General features: G+C 44.5%; 9 protein-coding genes. 6 read left to right on the top strand and 3 right to left on the bottom strand.

Features of this window, described 5'->3' with window-relative positions; genetic code table 11:
* The first annotated feature begins 253 nt into the window (after window positions 1–253).
* The 4 genes from G3R48_RS12360 (at window position 254) to G3R48_RS12345 (ending at window position 5,088) form a co-directional block, all read left to right on the top strand.
* The gene (locus G3R48_RS12360; RefSeq protein ID WP_153665141.1) at window positions 254–1,678 is read left to right on the top strand and encodes a TolC family protein; all 1,425 of its coding nucleotides are present in this window, start codon (window positions 254–256) and stop codon (window positions 1,676–1,678) included.
* Window positions 1,665–2,636 carry an HlyD family secretion protein gene (locus G3R48_RS12355; protein ID WP_153665043.1) on the top strand — a complete coding sequence of 324 codons (972 nt, stop codon included), beginning with the start codon at window positions 1,665–1,667 and terminating at the stop codon, window positions 2,634–2,636. The genes G3R48_RS12360 and G3R48_RS12355 overlap by 14 nt, the downstream gene beginning before the upstream one ends.
* A 9-nt stretch (window positions 2,637–2,645) precedes the next feature.
* Window positions 2,646–3,776, top strand: a complete 1,131-nt coding sequence (locus G3R48_RS12350; RefSeq protein WP_153665041.1) for an ABC transporter permease — start codon at window positions 2,646–2,648, stop codon at window positions 3,774–3,776.
* 148 nt (window positions 3,777–3,924) lie between these two features.
* Entirely contained in the window at window positions 3,925–5,088 is a 1,164-nt protein-coding gene (locus G3R48_RS12345; protein WP_153665039.1) for an ABC transporter permease, read from the top strand.
* A gap of 167 nt (window positions 5,089–5,255) precedes the next feature.
* On the opposite strand, the gene G3R48_RS12340 is transcribed toward G3R48_RS12345, so the two are convergent.
* Both G3R48_RS12340 and yjgA read right to left on the bottom strand, forming a co-directional pair.
* On the bottom strand, window positions 5,256–7,754 hold the full coding sequence (locus tag G3R48_RS12340; RefSeq protein WP_153665037.1) for an Ig-like domain-containing protein: 2,499 nt from the start codon (window positions 7,752–7,754) through the stop codon (window positions 5,256–5,258).
* A gap of 27 nt (window positions 7,755–7,781) precedes the next feature.
* The gene (gene yjgA, locus G3R48_RS12335; RefSeq protein ID WP_153665035.1) at window positions 7,782–8,315 is read right to left on the bottom strand and encodes a ribosome biogenesis factor YjgA; all 534 of its coding nucleotides are present in this window, start codon (window positions 8,313–8,315) and stop codon (window positions 7,782–7,784) included.
* A gap of 157 nt (window positions 8,316–8,472) precedes the next feature.
* On the opposite strand from yjgA, the gene pmbA reads away from it, so the two are divergent.
* Complete coding sequence (pmbA, locus tag G3R48_RS12330) at window positions 8,473–9,852, top strand: metalloprotease PmbA (RefSeq protein ID WP_212593340.1); 1,380 nt, start codon at window positions 8,473–8,475, stop codon at window positions 9,850–9,852.
* 423 nt (window positions 9,853–10,275) lie between these two features.
* Entirely contained in the window at window positions 10,276–11,829 is a 1,554-nt protein-coding gene (locus tag G3R48_RS12325; protein ID WP_153665033.1) for a S10 family peptidase, read from the top strand.
* 81 nt (window positions 11,830–11,910) lie between these two features.
* On the opposite strand, the gene G3R48_RS12320 is transcribed toward G3R48_RS12325, so the two are convergent.
* Window positions 11,911–13,014, bottom strand: a complete 1,104-nt coding sequence (locus G3R48_RS12320; RefSeq protein ID WP_153665031.1) for a phosphoribosylaminoimidazolesuccinocarboxamide synthase — start codon at window positions 13,012–13,014, stop codon at window positions 11,911–11,913.
* Window positions 13,015–13,351: the final 337 nt, after the last annotated feature.

Raw genomic sequence — 13,351 nt, 5'->3', positions numbered from 1 at the left:
GACGAGCAAGATTATCGGTAGGTAATGTGATGGCTTATCAGATCTAATATTACTGCACGCCCATTTTTAGTATTTAATCGTGTGCAAATGAAATTGAAATAGCTAAACTATAATTAGTGTAAAAGCTCTAAAAGGGGAAGCGATGTATTCAAGTAGGAAGAAGCATGCAAATGGCGTAGCCGGTAAAATATTTGCCACTCTTCTTTGTTTGCAACTGTTCTTGGGCTTATCTGCTGCGCACGCGCAAACTGAAATGCCGCAGCACCGTGTTGGTAGCCAAGTGTCATTTTTACAAGCTTGGCAGCAATTACAGCAGGTGAGTGACAAGCTGCAAGCCGACCAACAACAAGTTAATCGCGCCCAGGCAGAACAAGATGCCAGCGACTCGCTTGACTATCCCTCAGTTGATATTGCCGGCAGTTACACCCGTTTAGCTAAGCCAATTGAACTAGATCTACGAGACTTAAACCCACTTGCCGCATTAGACCCCGCAGCACTTCCGCCAGCCCTAGGTGGTGCCATTGCGGCAATTCCTGGCTCGTTATTTATTACTCCATTTACCGAGCAAGATATTTTTCGCGCCAGTCTACAAGCCATGTGGCCGATTTACACTGGTGGAAAAATTACTGCGGCGCAAGGCATAAAAGCGGCGCAAGTCACTGAGCAAAAACAGCAATATACCTTGTCACAACGGGAGTTATTTTCCACCTTAGTGGACCGCTACTTTGCCGTGGCCGTTACCCAAAAGGTGGCGGCGACTCAGGCAGAATTAGTCGCATCATTAACTAAACATGCACAACACGCCAGTAAACTTGAGCAACAAGGACAAATTGCGCGCGTTGAACTGCTTAATGCTCAAGTGGCGCTCAATAATGCCCAAGTGCAAATGCGCCATGCGCAGCGACAACATGAAATGGCGCAAATAGCCCTGTCGCGAATGCTACAACTGCCAAGTGTGGCGCCGACATCGCATTTATTTATGTTGCCGCACCAACCTTCATTAGTTCGACTCAATAAACTCACCCAAGCAACCCATCCGGCGCTGAAACTCCTGCAAGCGAAAGAGGCACAGGCTAATGGGTTGGTGAAGTTAGAAAAAGGTTCATATTACCCAACAGTGTTTTTGTACGGTAATTACACCTTGTATGAAGACGACAGCTTATTTGCCAAAGTGGAACCAGACTGGAAAGTCGGTGTCGGGGTAAAAGTACCGTTACTGAGCCGAGATGGTCACAGTGGCAAAGTACAGGCGGCTAAAAGTGCGTTACTGCAAGCTAGGCATATGAAAGCGCAAACAAAGCAAGATCTTAGCTTGCTAGTCGACCAGTCATATCGACAGCTACTACAAGCCGAAGAAGAAATTAATGCCTTAAATAGTACCTTGGCATTAGCGAAAGAGAATCTGCGTTTACGTGAGTTAGCATTTAATCAAGGCTTATCAACGTCGGTTGAACGTGTCGACGCCGAAATTAAGCTTAATGGCGTTAAAACTCAGCAATTGGCGGCGCAATATCGTTATGTGCAAGCTTATGCCAAATTAATGATGCTAAGCGGCCAGCTCGATGAATTTGTCAACCGGGTGCAACATCAAGATTTAGCCGCAGATTCAGCGCTACGTATTACCACTCCATTATCGCAAACTGCGTTATTACAAGGGACGTCTCATGCAGGCCAATAAAATTTTTGCTGTGCTTACTGTATTACTATTAGTCGGCGTGCTTGGTTATGGCGTCAATCAAGCGTTTGTTGAAAAGCCCGTTACCTTGCAAGGGCAAATTGAAGCGCGTGAATACAATATCTCGTCCAAAGTGGCTGGGCGCATTGAGCAAGTCTTTGTGCGTAAAGGCGATGATGTAACTAAAGGCGATATTTTATTTGCTATCGACAGCCCTGAGCTGAATGCCAAATTGATGCAAGCCGAAGGTGGGCGTGATGCGGCAAAAGCTATGTTGCAACAAGCTGACAACGGCGCACGCAGCCAAGAAGTGATGGCTGCAAAAGATCAATGGCATAAAGCCAAAGCCGCCACTGAGTTAATGGAAAAAACCTACCAACGGGTTGAAAACTTATTTAGTGACGGTGTGGTTGCCAGACAAAAACGCGATGAAGCTTATACCCAATGGCAAGCGGCTAAATTTACTGAGCAAGCCGCAAAAGCGATGTATAACATGGCGCAAGAAGGTGCGAGGGCTGAAACTAAAGCCGCAGCAGCTGGCAATGCGCGTATGGCCGAAGGGGCGGTAAAAGAAGTGCATGCGGTATTAGCGGATAGCCAAATGCGTGCACCTAAAACCGCCGAAGTCAGTGAAGTCTTATTACAAGCTGGCGAGTTAGTCCCAAGTGGGTTTCCGGTGGTGAGTCTGATTGATATGTCAGATGCATGGGCGACATTTCAAGTGCGAGAAGACCAATTAAGCCATTTTAATAAAGGCGATAAGATCAGTGTTTATTTACCCGCTCTAAAACAAGACGTTGAATGTGAAGTGCAGTTTATTAGTGTGATGGGTGACTTTGCGACTTGGCGTGCGACCGAGTCGGGCCATGACTTTGATATGCGCACCTTTGATGTTGAATTACGCCCGCTGACACAGGTTGACAACCTGCGTGTTGGCATGTCAGCTATTATTCGTTTGTAGGCCTCGATAATGACAGGGTTATTTCGCCGAGAATGGAAAAATCTGTGGGCTGATCCTTGGCAGTTAGCGTTACTCACCTATATTCCAATTCTTACTATGTTGTTGTTACTGTGGATTTTTAACTCAGTGACACCGCGCGATTTACCTGTTGCTGTTGTTGATTTAGACAAAAGCCAAATGAGTCAAACTCTGGCGCACAAGTTAGAGGCGAGTCCGTCCATTAAGCTGGTGAGTTTTTACAATCTTGATGAAGCAAAAACTGCAATGCACAACGCAGACGTATTTGCGCTGGTGGTGTTTCCTGACAATATGCGTAAAGACTTACTCACCGGCCACAGCCCTATTATTGATGTGCGTTATAACAGCCAATTTTTATTAGTCGGTAAGTTATTAGCTAGCCAAATTCAACAAGCATTAGGGGCGGGTTTAAAAGACGTGTCGATGTACTTGCAATATGCCAGAGGCATTCCCAAGGCGCAGGCCGAGTTAAATCTGAGCCCGATAGCGATGCAAATTACCCCGCTTTATAACCACAATAGTCATTATCAAATATTCCTTATGCCAGCCATTTGGATTGCGTTGGGGCAAATTGTGATGATGCTAACCTTTGCCAATAGCCTTGGGCGTGAATTACGCCACCATAGCGTGGCACAGTGGCTGCAATTTGGATTGTTGCGGGCACTTTGGGTTAAGGCTGCGGTGTATATCCCGTTGAGTGTTGTGCAATTTAGCGCGCTAACTTTACTGTTATTCCAATACTTATCGCTTGATGTTAACCACGCATTTTTATTGTTATTACTGGCGCAAGTATTGATGACAATAGTGGTGTGGTTAATCGTACTGACCATTTTTATGACGTTGCGTGATAGTGCGCGGATGGTGAGCTTTTGCACTGCGTTATTTGCACCTGCATTTCCGTTTATGGGGGTTACATTCCCAACCAATAATATGCCCATTGCCGCGCAGTGGTGGCGTATGTTAATGCCCTCAAGCCATTATATTGAACAGCAAATGGCGGTATTGCATTATCACGCCTCATTAAGTGAGCTTGTGATGATGTTAACTCAATATCTGCCGTTTTTATTGCTGCTACCTATTACCTATTTGGGGGCAAGGAAACTGCGGGCCGCAATAGCTTAGAGTATTATCCGAAGACGTCAGCTTAGGTAACAAGCCTAGACAATGATTGTCATCATGCTCTTTGTATTTAGAGAGTGACCGCGGCAACATGATGATGGTTGCAAGCAATAATTTCCGTTAAATTAGCAATGAATAAGCAGGAGCAATAATGCGATTTTTGACATTTTTACGTCATGAGTTATTTGCTATTTTATCCGATAAAGCCATCGTGATTACGATGTTTGGCGGCGTGGCTTTCTATGCCTTTTTATATCCGCTACCTTATTTGCATAACGTGCCGAGCGAGCAACCGATTGTTGTGGTTGATCATGACCATTCAAGTTTTAGCCGTTTACTTATCCGTCATGCTAATGCGTCGCCTAAATTAGACGTTGTGGGGTTGGTGCAATCAGACCATGAAGCCCAGCAATGGATTGAGCAAGGTAAGGCCAAAGGGTTGGTGATTATTCCTCAAGGTTTTCGCCGCGACTTAATGCTGGGCAAAGGCGTAACATTGGCTATTGCTGGTGATGCCAATTACTTTTTAGTGTATTCAGCTATTGCGCAAGGCATGGTGAATGTAGGATTAGATGGCGCTAAACACATCCAATTTGCAGGTATGTTGGCTCGTGGTGAAGATGCGCACAAAGCGCAATTAAGTTTACATGCGCTTACGTTAAACAGCGTACCTTCGTTTAATACGACATTGGGCTACATGTCTTATATTTTGCCAGCGGTATTATTACTCGTGCTTCATCAAACCTTGCTTATTGGCTCAGGGATTTTAGGTGCGGGGCAATGGCGTAAACATGGTTATTGGCGTCGAGTGTCGCCGCTAATGTTAGTCAGTGGCCGTATTACCATGTTTAGCTTAATCTATATCTTGTTTAGTAGTTTTTATTTTGGGTTTTGCCACTTTTATTATCAGCTTACCGTTGCGGGGCAGATGTTAGATATTGCTTTGGTGGTGCTACCATTTATCTTAGCTAGTGCGGCTTTTGGGGTGGCAATGAGCTGCTTGTTTACCCGCCGCGACATGCCTACGCAAGTGATATTGCTTATCTCGATGCCTATTTTGTTTTCGTCAGGCTTGGTATGGCCGCTGGCGTTAATTCCAGAGCCGATTATGTGGCTAACACAAGTTATTCCCGCTGTGCCAGCGATGATGGCAATGACCAAACTTAATCAATTAGGTGCTGACTGGAGCTTGGTTTTACCAATATGGCTACAACTGTGGGGGCTATTTGTTACCTTTAGTGTTGTGGCATATTTTGGCGTTAAAGCACGGTTATCTGCAACGGTGACAGCAAAAGGGGGCGATGCTAGCTTGTAGGAATAAATACTAAAATAGCGCCTTTATAACACTAAAAAGCCTTTGCGATAAATGTCGCAAAGGCTTTTTATTTCACTGCTACTGCTACTGCTACTGCTACTGCTACTGCTACTGCTACTGCTACTGCTTCTGTTTTAGCTGCATGAGTAAGATTGGCAATTGGTGCTTTATAGTAAGGTCACATTAAAGTTAAACGTGCTATTAATACCTTTTGGAGTAACAGTTCTAATAGTGATGTTACTTACTCCACTAGTCCCATTATGTTTTAAGCTAAACATGACATTTGAACCGCCTTCACGGGTGGCATTGCCTACCACAAAGTTGTCATAAACTAATTGACCTTCGCTAGCAGTAATATCAACCGTGGTGCCATTTGGTAGCATTTGGTTTGCATCATCGGTTAGTCGTACTTGGAAGCTAGTGCTACTATTGGCCGCAATGTCAGTGATATCAGTATTCACATCATTAATTGGCCTGTTATCTTGCTTTAAAGTAAAGTCGGCACTAGAGCCTGACATTGTGAGCACAAATGCGCTGCGAATATAAGTTTTGTTGGCTTGAGCTTGTCCACATAGCGCGCCATCACATTGTGGGCCGTTGAATAAACTGTCGGCATCTTGATAACTACTTACGCCAGAGGTATTAAAAAATGGCTCGCCAGAGTCATGGCTACCAGACTCGTTATCGTCACGATAAGCATCGGCTAAATCACTGAATCCATTTGGGTGGTAAGTTTCAACGTCCATCCCATTGCCAGCACATTCAATGGCATTGCCTGCATTGTCCAAACAGGCATTGGCGATAGCATTACCGTCGGCATCGGTAAACATACTGTCACCGTCAGTATCAAAGAAGGTTTCATGTCCTAGGGCGTAAGCCAAAATCGTCACCCGATGGTCGCTTACCCGTGGATCGGTTGATGTCCATATTACGCTACAAGTGCCGCCCAGTGTCAGACATGATGGCTGTATTTGCCCACCTTCAGCGGTAAAGTTAATGGTGGTGTCATCAGGTGCGGGGTTGCCAAAACTGTCTGACGCATAAACGCTCACTTCTACGTCTTCGCCATTGTATCTATCGGCTTCAGGGTTAAAGACTGATGGCGAAATGGTAAAGCCAAGCTGCTGTGGCAGGCCGGTATTCACCGTTAATTGTTCCGATTGACTGCTCACGGTTTCATTGGTGTCAGGGTCGGTTGCTGTCGCGACGACTCTGACTGGTGTTGGCACGGTACCCGATTGCACTCTGACGCTGGCAATGCCTTGAGCATTAGTAATGCTTTGATCCGTTTCTTTACCATTAGCAAAACTTAAGCCGCCAATGACAGTATCAAGGGTAAAGTCAACCGTTTGCTGCGCGGCAGGTTGACCGTTGGCACTGGTGACTAAAAAGGTCACTAAAGAAGATTCTGTTGAGCCAGTGCCGCCAGCACCTTTGATTCTAATTTGGGTAGGCTCTGCTGACACAAAGCTTAAATTTGATAAGGTTTGACGCGACAAGGTAAAGTCTAAATTGGCATTGAGATTAATGTTGCCAATCGTCGCTGTTGCCGTGATTTGGTCGTTACGTTCGCTGTTGCCACTACAAGTGGTGTCAGAGAAAGTGGAGCTGGCCGTACCTGATAACGTGGTGACAGGTGAGTCTAATGAAGCAAGATTATTGCTTGAACAGTCCGAACTAAAGCTCACGGTTGCCGGTGTTTGCAAGCGGGTGATCGTACCGTTGTTGTCGTCGGTAACAATGGTTGCAGTTATCCCAAATGAACCACCTGCACTAATGGTGTAACCGCCATTACTGTCGGCGCTTAAGGTGGTACCTAGCTCACCTTCAACAAACGTATTGTCACTGGTGAAGTGACCGATTTTTAAGGTGCCTTCTGGAATGGCTTCATCTGCGGCGCGCACTTCGTAAAAGCTGCTACCGCTGAAAGTTTCATTTTGGTAATCAATCGTTGCCACTAAGGTGGTTGCACCCAGATCCGATTCAGTCGCAGTGTAAGGCACTGATGCCATACCTTGGTCATCGGTCAGTGACGTAGCCGGTGTTAGGTTTGCGCTACCAGCCTGAAAGGTGACGAGTTGATCTGCAACACCTTGGTTATTCGCATCGACAAACTGAGCCTGTAATTGCACAGACTCATCGACTTTAAAGCGAGTAACAACACCGGTGGCATTAGTTATTGACGTTGTTAAGGTGTAATTCGTTGCTGGCGGCAGAGCTTCGGTGGCTTTGAATTCATATGTGCGGCTGTCGGTAACCGCGTCGCCTGATGAAGGGGTATGCGAAGCGGTAAGCGTACCAGCAATAGCCGTTTGGTTGGGCGCTGATACAATCGCGGTTGCGTTGCCGTTGCTGTCAGTTAATGTGGTACTTGGGGCAATGTCGGCGTTGTCAGATGAGAAATCTACCAAAATGTTTGCCACGTCAGTGTTATCTGCGGTGACATTTGCCACGGCGCAAAAGCGCTCATTAGTGGCAAACTCACGTTGTTCGGTCGCGCTGTCGCATTGACCGTTTACAAACGCATGGTAGCTTAATGCCACTGCATAAGTGGCATTTTCTGGTATGGTCGCCGTGCTATCATCTGATGGGCCATTACACCCTGCGGCTAAGAAGAGGGAGGCAATCGTTAACGGTAACGTTTTTAAGATTGATTTTAGCCGCATTGGCAACATCCTTATTATGGTAGAGAATTAGTCTTCGATTGAATCTCGCAAATATTTGAACAATTCAATATTGGCTTTAGACTCAGGTGTTTTTTGCAACTCTTTGTTGGCTTGCCTAACAAGTTGACGCAGTTTTTGGCGTTCAAGTTGAGGGTTATCATTCAACAGTTCTTGAATGGCGTTGTCGCCTTCAGCTAAAAGACGATCGCGAAGTTTTTCAATAATTTGCACTCGTGCAGCTTCATTGTTATTTTTATTCAACACTTTAGCCAATGTTGCTTCGATAGGTTCGTGATCAAAACCACGCATTAGTTTACCTATGTACTGTAAATGACGGCGGTAAGCTTCCGTTTTTTGCTTAATGGTTTTGGTTTTGAGTACGGCATCATAAAGAAATTCGTCAAGTTCCATTTTATCAAGCTGGGTTTTGCTCAATGCAATTAGCTTCATCCCAAGGGCTTGTGCGTCTTCACTTTCTTTTTTAAATTCAGTACGGCTGACGTAGTTTTCGTCATGGTCAAACGGCTGCTGGAAGTGTTCTGAATCACCAACAATTTTCATAGTCATTAACCTCAATAAAATATCCCCTAATGATAGCACTTTATTCAACGGCATCAGAATAAAAAATCCGCCACAATGCCCGAATTTACCGACAGTTATCAAAAACACAGCGAATTTGATATGCTAGTGCCCATCCGATTTTTCAAAGAGTATTCTTGTGGCTTCTCATCAAACTTCATCGCCTGCATCTAGCGGCAATTCAACACGTATTGACAGTCAGTTACCGGCTTTAAAGGCGGCGGTTAGTGAGGCGTTAGAATATGCCAAGCAACTTGGCACGTCTGCAGCAGAAGTGGCGATCAGCAAACAACAAGGTTTATCTGTTTCAACCCGTGATAAAGAAGTTGAAACTGTTGAATTTACTAAAGATGGTGCATTAGGTATTACCGTGTATCGTGACGGTGCAAAAGGGAATTCATCGACCTCAGATTTATCATCGCAAGCCATTAAACAAGCAGTAAAAGCGGCGGATGATATTGCTAAATATACGTCGCAAGACCCTTTTAGTGGCTTGGCAGATCCAGAGTTAATGGCCAAAGACATTCGTAAGCTTGAGCTGTATCACCCTCATGATATTGACGCTCAAGGCTTAGCTCAACTGGCTATCGACAGTGAAATTGCAGCGCTTGATGTGAGTGAACGTATTAAGGCGTCCGACGGCGCGAGTGCCAATGCGCACACCGGCGCGAAAGTATACGGTAACAGCCACGGCTTTTTAGGTGGCTATTGCAGTTCACGTTACAGTTTGAGTTGTGTGGTCATTGGTGAGGAGTTAGACGGCAATATGCAGCGTGATTATGACTATACCGTATCACGTCAATTCAATGGTTTACTCTCACCAGAAGCCGTAGGAATTAAATCTGCACAAAAAACCCTTAACCGTTTAGATGCGCGTAAAATTGCCACCACTAAATTACCAGTATTGTTTTCACCTGAAATAGCCACTGGATTAATTGGCCACTTTATTGGTGCGATTAGCGGCAGTAGTTTGTATCGTAAGTCGAGTTTTTTGCTTGATTCACTCGGTACGCAAGTGTTTCCTGAGTGGTTTAATATTCAAGAGCAACCTCATTTATTATCAGGGCTTGCCAGTGCTAACTTCGATAGCGAAGGTGTGGCAACGCAACAGCGCAATATTATTGAAGATGGTCGTTTAGCCACCTACCTATTAACCAGTTATTCGGCACGTAAATTAGGTATGACTAACACCGGCCATGCTGGTGGCATTTATAACTGGACCTTAAAAGACAGCGGTCAAACCTTTGCTGAGTTAATTAAAGCCATGGGCACTGGGTTAATTGTTACTGAGGTCATGGGGCAAGGTGTAAATGCAGTAACAGGTGATTATTCTCGTGGAGCTGCGGGTTTTTATGTTGAAAACGGTGAAATTCAATATCCAGTAGAAGAGATCACCATTGCAGGTAATTTAAAAGATATGTTTATGGGCGTACAAGCTGTCGCAAGCGATCGCGACTTACGTTCATCTATCCGCACTGGCGGCATTTTGCTAAACGAAATGCAGATTGCAGGTAACTAATTTCTTAATGGTCACAGACCTTGGTGTTATCACCTTGGCCAGTTAACCGCGTTAATCGATGCCGTTGTTAGCACTTAATTGTCGCATATGGATTTAAAGCGATAATGTAAGCTATTAAAATTACTATTTTAAAGCCCCGTTAAACCAAACGTTTAATGGGGCTTTTTTATGGTTCTGTGTCGCATTATCTGTGTTAGGTTTAGGTTGCCGATATAAACCTAATATCTAGCTGATTTTATTTAGTGCTAATTTAATGATGGCGAACAAACACTCGTCGCAAGTAAGCCTGTTAATAACAGTTTAGTTTTGGGCTAACGTCTTGGTTATGTTTGCTTACGATTTGTGTCATTGACGATATTGTTAATTGCGTGGTGCTTATCTATGCTGGAGTCGAAAAACTCACACTAACAATAAGAGACTCGCATGAAAGTATCCTATTTTCTTCGCTTGTTGATTGTTCTGCCTTTAGCGGGACTGTCATTGCCAAGTATTGCAGCGTCTTCGGCGCAAGCATCAGCAAGTTCATTTGGGCGTCATATTCCAATAGACCAGTCGGTTGTAACCGAGCATAAGACTAAAATTAACGGTAAAAATGTGTCTTACACCGTGACTGCAGGTACACAACCTGTGTGGGATGCGTTGGGTGAACCTATCGCCACGCTGCAATATACATACTATAAACGCGATAATGTTAAAGACCGCGCTGCGAGACCGTTATTGATGTCGTTTAACGGCGGCCCTGGTTCTGCTTCGGTGTGGATGCACATTGCTTACACCGGCCCTAAGGTCTTAAATGTGGATGACGAAGGTTATCCGTTACAACCTTATGGGGTGAAAACAAATCCCCATTCAGTACTTGATGTCGCTGATATTGTGTACGTTAACCCTGTGAATACGGGGTACTCGCGAGTGTTGCCTGATAAAGACGGCAAGATGCCAAGCAAAGACAAACAACAAGCGTTATTTTTTGGGGTGAATGCCGACGTTAAATATCTAGCGGAATGGTTAAATACTTTTGTGACGCGCAATGAGCGTTGGCGCTCACCAAAATATTTAATTGGTGAAAGCTACGGCACCACACGGGTGTCAGGCTTAGCATTAGAATTACAAAACAGGCAGTGGATGTACCTTAATGGTGTGGTGTTAGTGTCGCCAACGGACTTAGGTATTGAGCGAAAAGGCATTGTGAAAGCCGCTAACCGCTTACCGTATTTTGCTGCAACAGCGTGGCATCACCAAGCGTTATCGCCCGCGCTGCAACAGCTCGATTTAAGTGAATTACTGCCAAAAGTTGAAGACTTTACCATTAACGACTATTTGCCTGCGCTTGCGATGGGCGGATTTATTTCACCGCAGCAAAAGCAATCCATTGCTGAGCAAGTGGCGCTTTATTCTGGTTTAGATGTACAAACCGTATTGGATGCCAATTTAGATATCGCGCCAAGTTATTACTGGAAAGCGTTATTAAGAGATAAAGGTAAAACCTTGGGGCGTCTTGATTCACGTTATCTAGGGATTGATGAGCAAAATATTGGTGAGCGCCCTGACTATAATGCGGAGCTTACCTCGTGGTTGCATTCGTTCACTCCCGCAATTAATGCCTATTTACGCGATGAGTTAAATTACGTGACAGACGTGAAGTACAACATGTTTGGCGATGTTTATCCGTGGGATCGCACTAACAATAATGCAGGACGTAACTTGCGCCAAGCGATGGCACAAAACCCGTATTTAAATGTGATGATCCAATCCGGTTATTATGACGGTGCGACTAACTACTTTGATGCTAAATACAGCCTAAGACAACTCGACCCGAGCGGTAAAATGCAGTCGCGGTTACAATTTAAAGGTTATCGCAGTGGGCACATGATGTACTTACGTGCAGAGGATTTAAAGCAGTCTAATCAAGACTTACGCCAATTTATGTTGTCGACGTTACCTGCTAAAAACCAAGCGGCTAAGTACCCATTAAATTAACCGAGTTTGCCGCTTTTGTTACAAGGAACCACAAAAAAGGATGGCTATCAGCCATCCTTTTTTATGCGATTAATAAACTGATTAGTCTACTAAATCATAATCGCGTTTTAAAATAGCGATGATGTCAGCTTTAGGGTTAGCGGATAATTCAATTTTATGACCCGCTACTTTTTCAGCGACACCAGTATAGGTGTTCGACACATTCATCATTGCATTTAATGGCAGGGCGTTATCACGAGCGAGTGCTTCACGTTCTGGCATTCTGTTTTTATTCAGCAAAATATCAGCGTCGTCGAAATGGTTTAACAAGAATTGACGGAAACCTTCTTTTGAGTTCTCAACAATGTTGCCGTCGCGATAGGCTGCGCCGTCCCATATACGTGAAGAGTCAGGCGTACCGACTTCATCCATGTAAATGAGTTTTGACTGACCGTTGCGGTCGGTGACATAACCAAATTCAAATTTAGTATCAACAAACACTTGGTCAAGTTTGGCTAACGCTGCTGAAATAACCCCAAAGCCTTGTTTTAATAACTGCTCATAAAGGTCGATGTCAGATGGCTGCTCAAAACCAAATGCGGCAAAGTTCGCTTCAATATCTGCGCGGCTAATATTTACGTCATCTTGTGCTGGTACTCCCGGAATGCCGGTTAAAATACCTTTGGTTGACGGCGTAATTAATAGCTCTGGCAGTTTTTGGTCTTTAGTTAACCCTTCTGGCAAAGTAATACCGCAAAACTCGCGTTCGCCTTTTTCATAAGCGCGCCACATTGAACCGGTAATGTATTGGCGACAGATGGCTTCGACTTTAATAGGTCGCGCTTTTTGAACAATCCACACAAATGGATGCGGGATATCTAAAATATGGCTGTCGGCTAAGCCGTTTTCTGCAAACAGTGTAAACCAATGATTTGAAATAGCATTTAATGCTGCGCCTTTGCCCGGAATACCTTGCAAGTTATCTTCGCCATGGAAGATACAATCAAATGCCGAGATACGATCGCTGATCACCATAATTGCTAATGGCGTATCAGCAGGAACCTCATACCCTTTTTGCTCAATTAAACGACGGCTGTCAGCGTCGGTTAACCAATAAACGCTGCGGACTTTACCGCTGTGTACGGGTTTATCAGTACGGATGGGTAAATCGTTATTCACGGCTAAAACAGAATCGGCAAGACTCATGACGAGTATTCCTCTGAAGAAAGGTAGGGGGAGTATTAATGGCGGCTATTTTACCTGTTATCTAAGCCTTTGCCACGGGAAAGGCGGCTTGAAATAGGCTTTTTGAATATCAGAACAATCATCGCTGAAATCATCAAAAAATTTAACCTAATTGATCGTTTTTGTTAGCTAAAACCTCTGTTTTCAATTGCTGCGGTAATGTAATGTTCTGAGTTGCAATGGCGCTGAATGTGCCGTGGGGGAAATTCATGGTTACTGAGTAACCTCGTCACGACAACTGACAAGCAAGCATAAAAAATGGAGCCATTAGGCTCCATTTTCAATATTGATTAAGCGG

Source organism: Shewanella intestini, assembly GCF_018221465.1.
GTDB classification, from domain to species: domain Bacteria; phylum Pseudomonadota; class Gammaproteobacteria; order Enterobacterales; family Shewanellaceae; genus Shewanella; species Shewanella intestini.
Note: the sequence above shows the minus strand (reverse complement) of the source record. Positions and strands in the feature narration are given on the sequence as shown.

Excerpts from the sequence above, each read along its gene's own strand:
- G3R48_RS12360 (WP_153665141.1), top strand. The coding sequence starts at position 254 with ATGCCGCAGCACCGTGTTGGTAGCCAAGTGTCATTTTTACAAGCTTGG.
- G3R48_RS12355 (WP_153665043.1), top strand. The coding sequence starts at position 1,665 with ATGCAGGCCAATAAAATTTTTGCTGTGCTTACTGTATTACTATTAGTC.
- G3R48_RS12350 (WP_153665041.1), top strand. The coding sequence starts at position 2,646 with ATGACAGGGTTATTTCGCCGAGAATGGAAAAATCTGTGGGCTGATCCT.
- G3R48_RS12345 (WP_153665039.1), top strand. The coding sequence starts at position 3,925 with ATGCGATTTTTGACATTTTTACGTCATGAGTTATTTGCTATTTTATCC.
- G3R48_RS12340 (WP_153665037.1), bottom strand. The coding sequence starts at position 7,754 with ATGCGGCTAAAATCAATCTTAAAAACGTTACCGTTAACGATTGCCTCC.
- yjgA (WP_153665035.1), bottom strand. The coding sequence starts at position 8,315 with ATGAAAATTGTTGGTGATTCAGAACACTTCCAGCAGCCGTTTGACCAT.
- G3R48_RS12325 (WP_153665033.1), top strand. The coding sequence starts at position 10,276 with ATGAAAGTATCCTATTTTCTTCGCTTGTTGATTGTTCTGCCTTTAGCG.
- G3R48_RS12320 (WP_153665031.1), bottom strand. The coding sequence starts at position 13,014 with ATGAGTCTTGCCGATTCTGTTTTAGCCGTGAATAACGATTTACCCATC.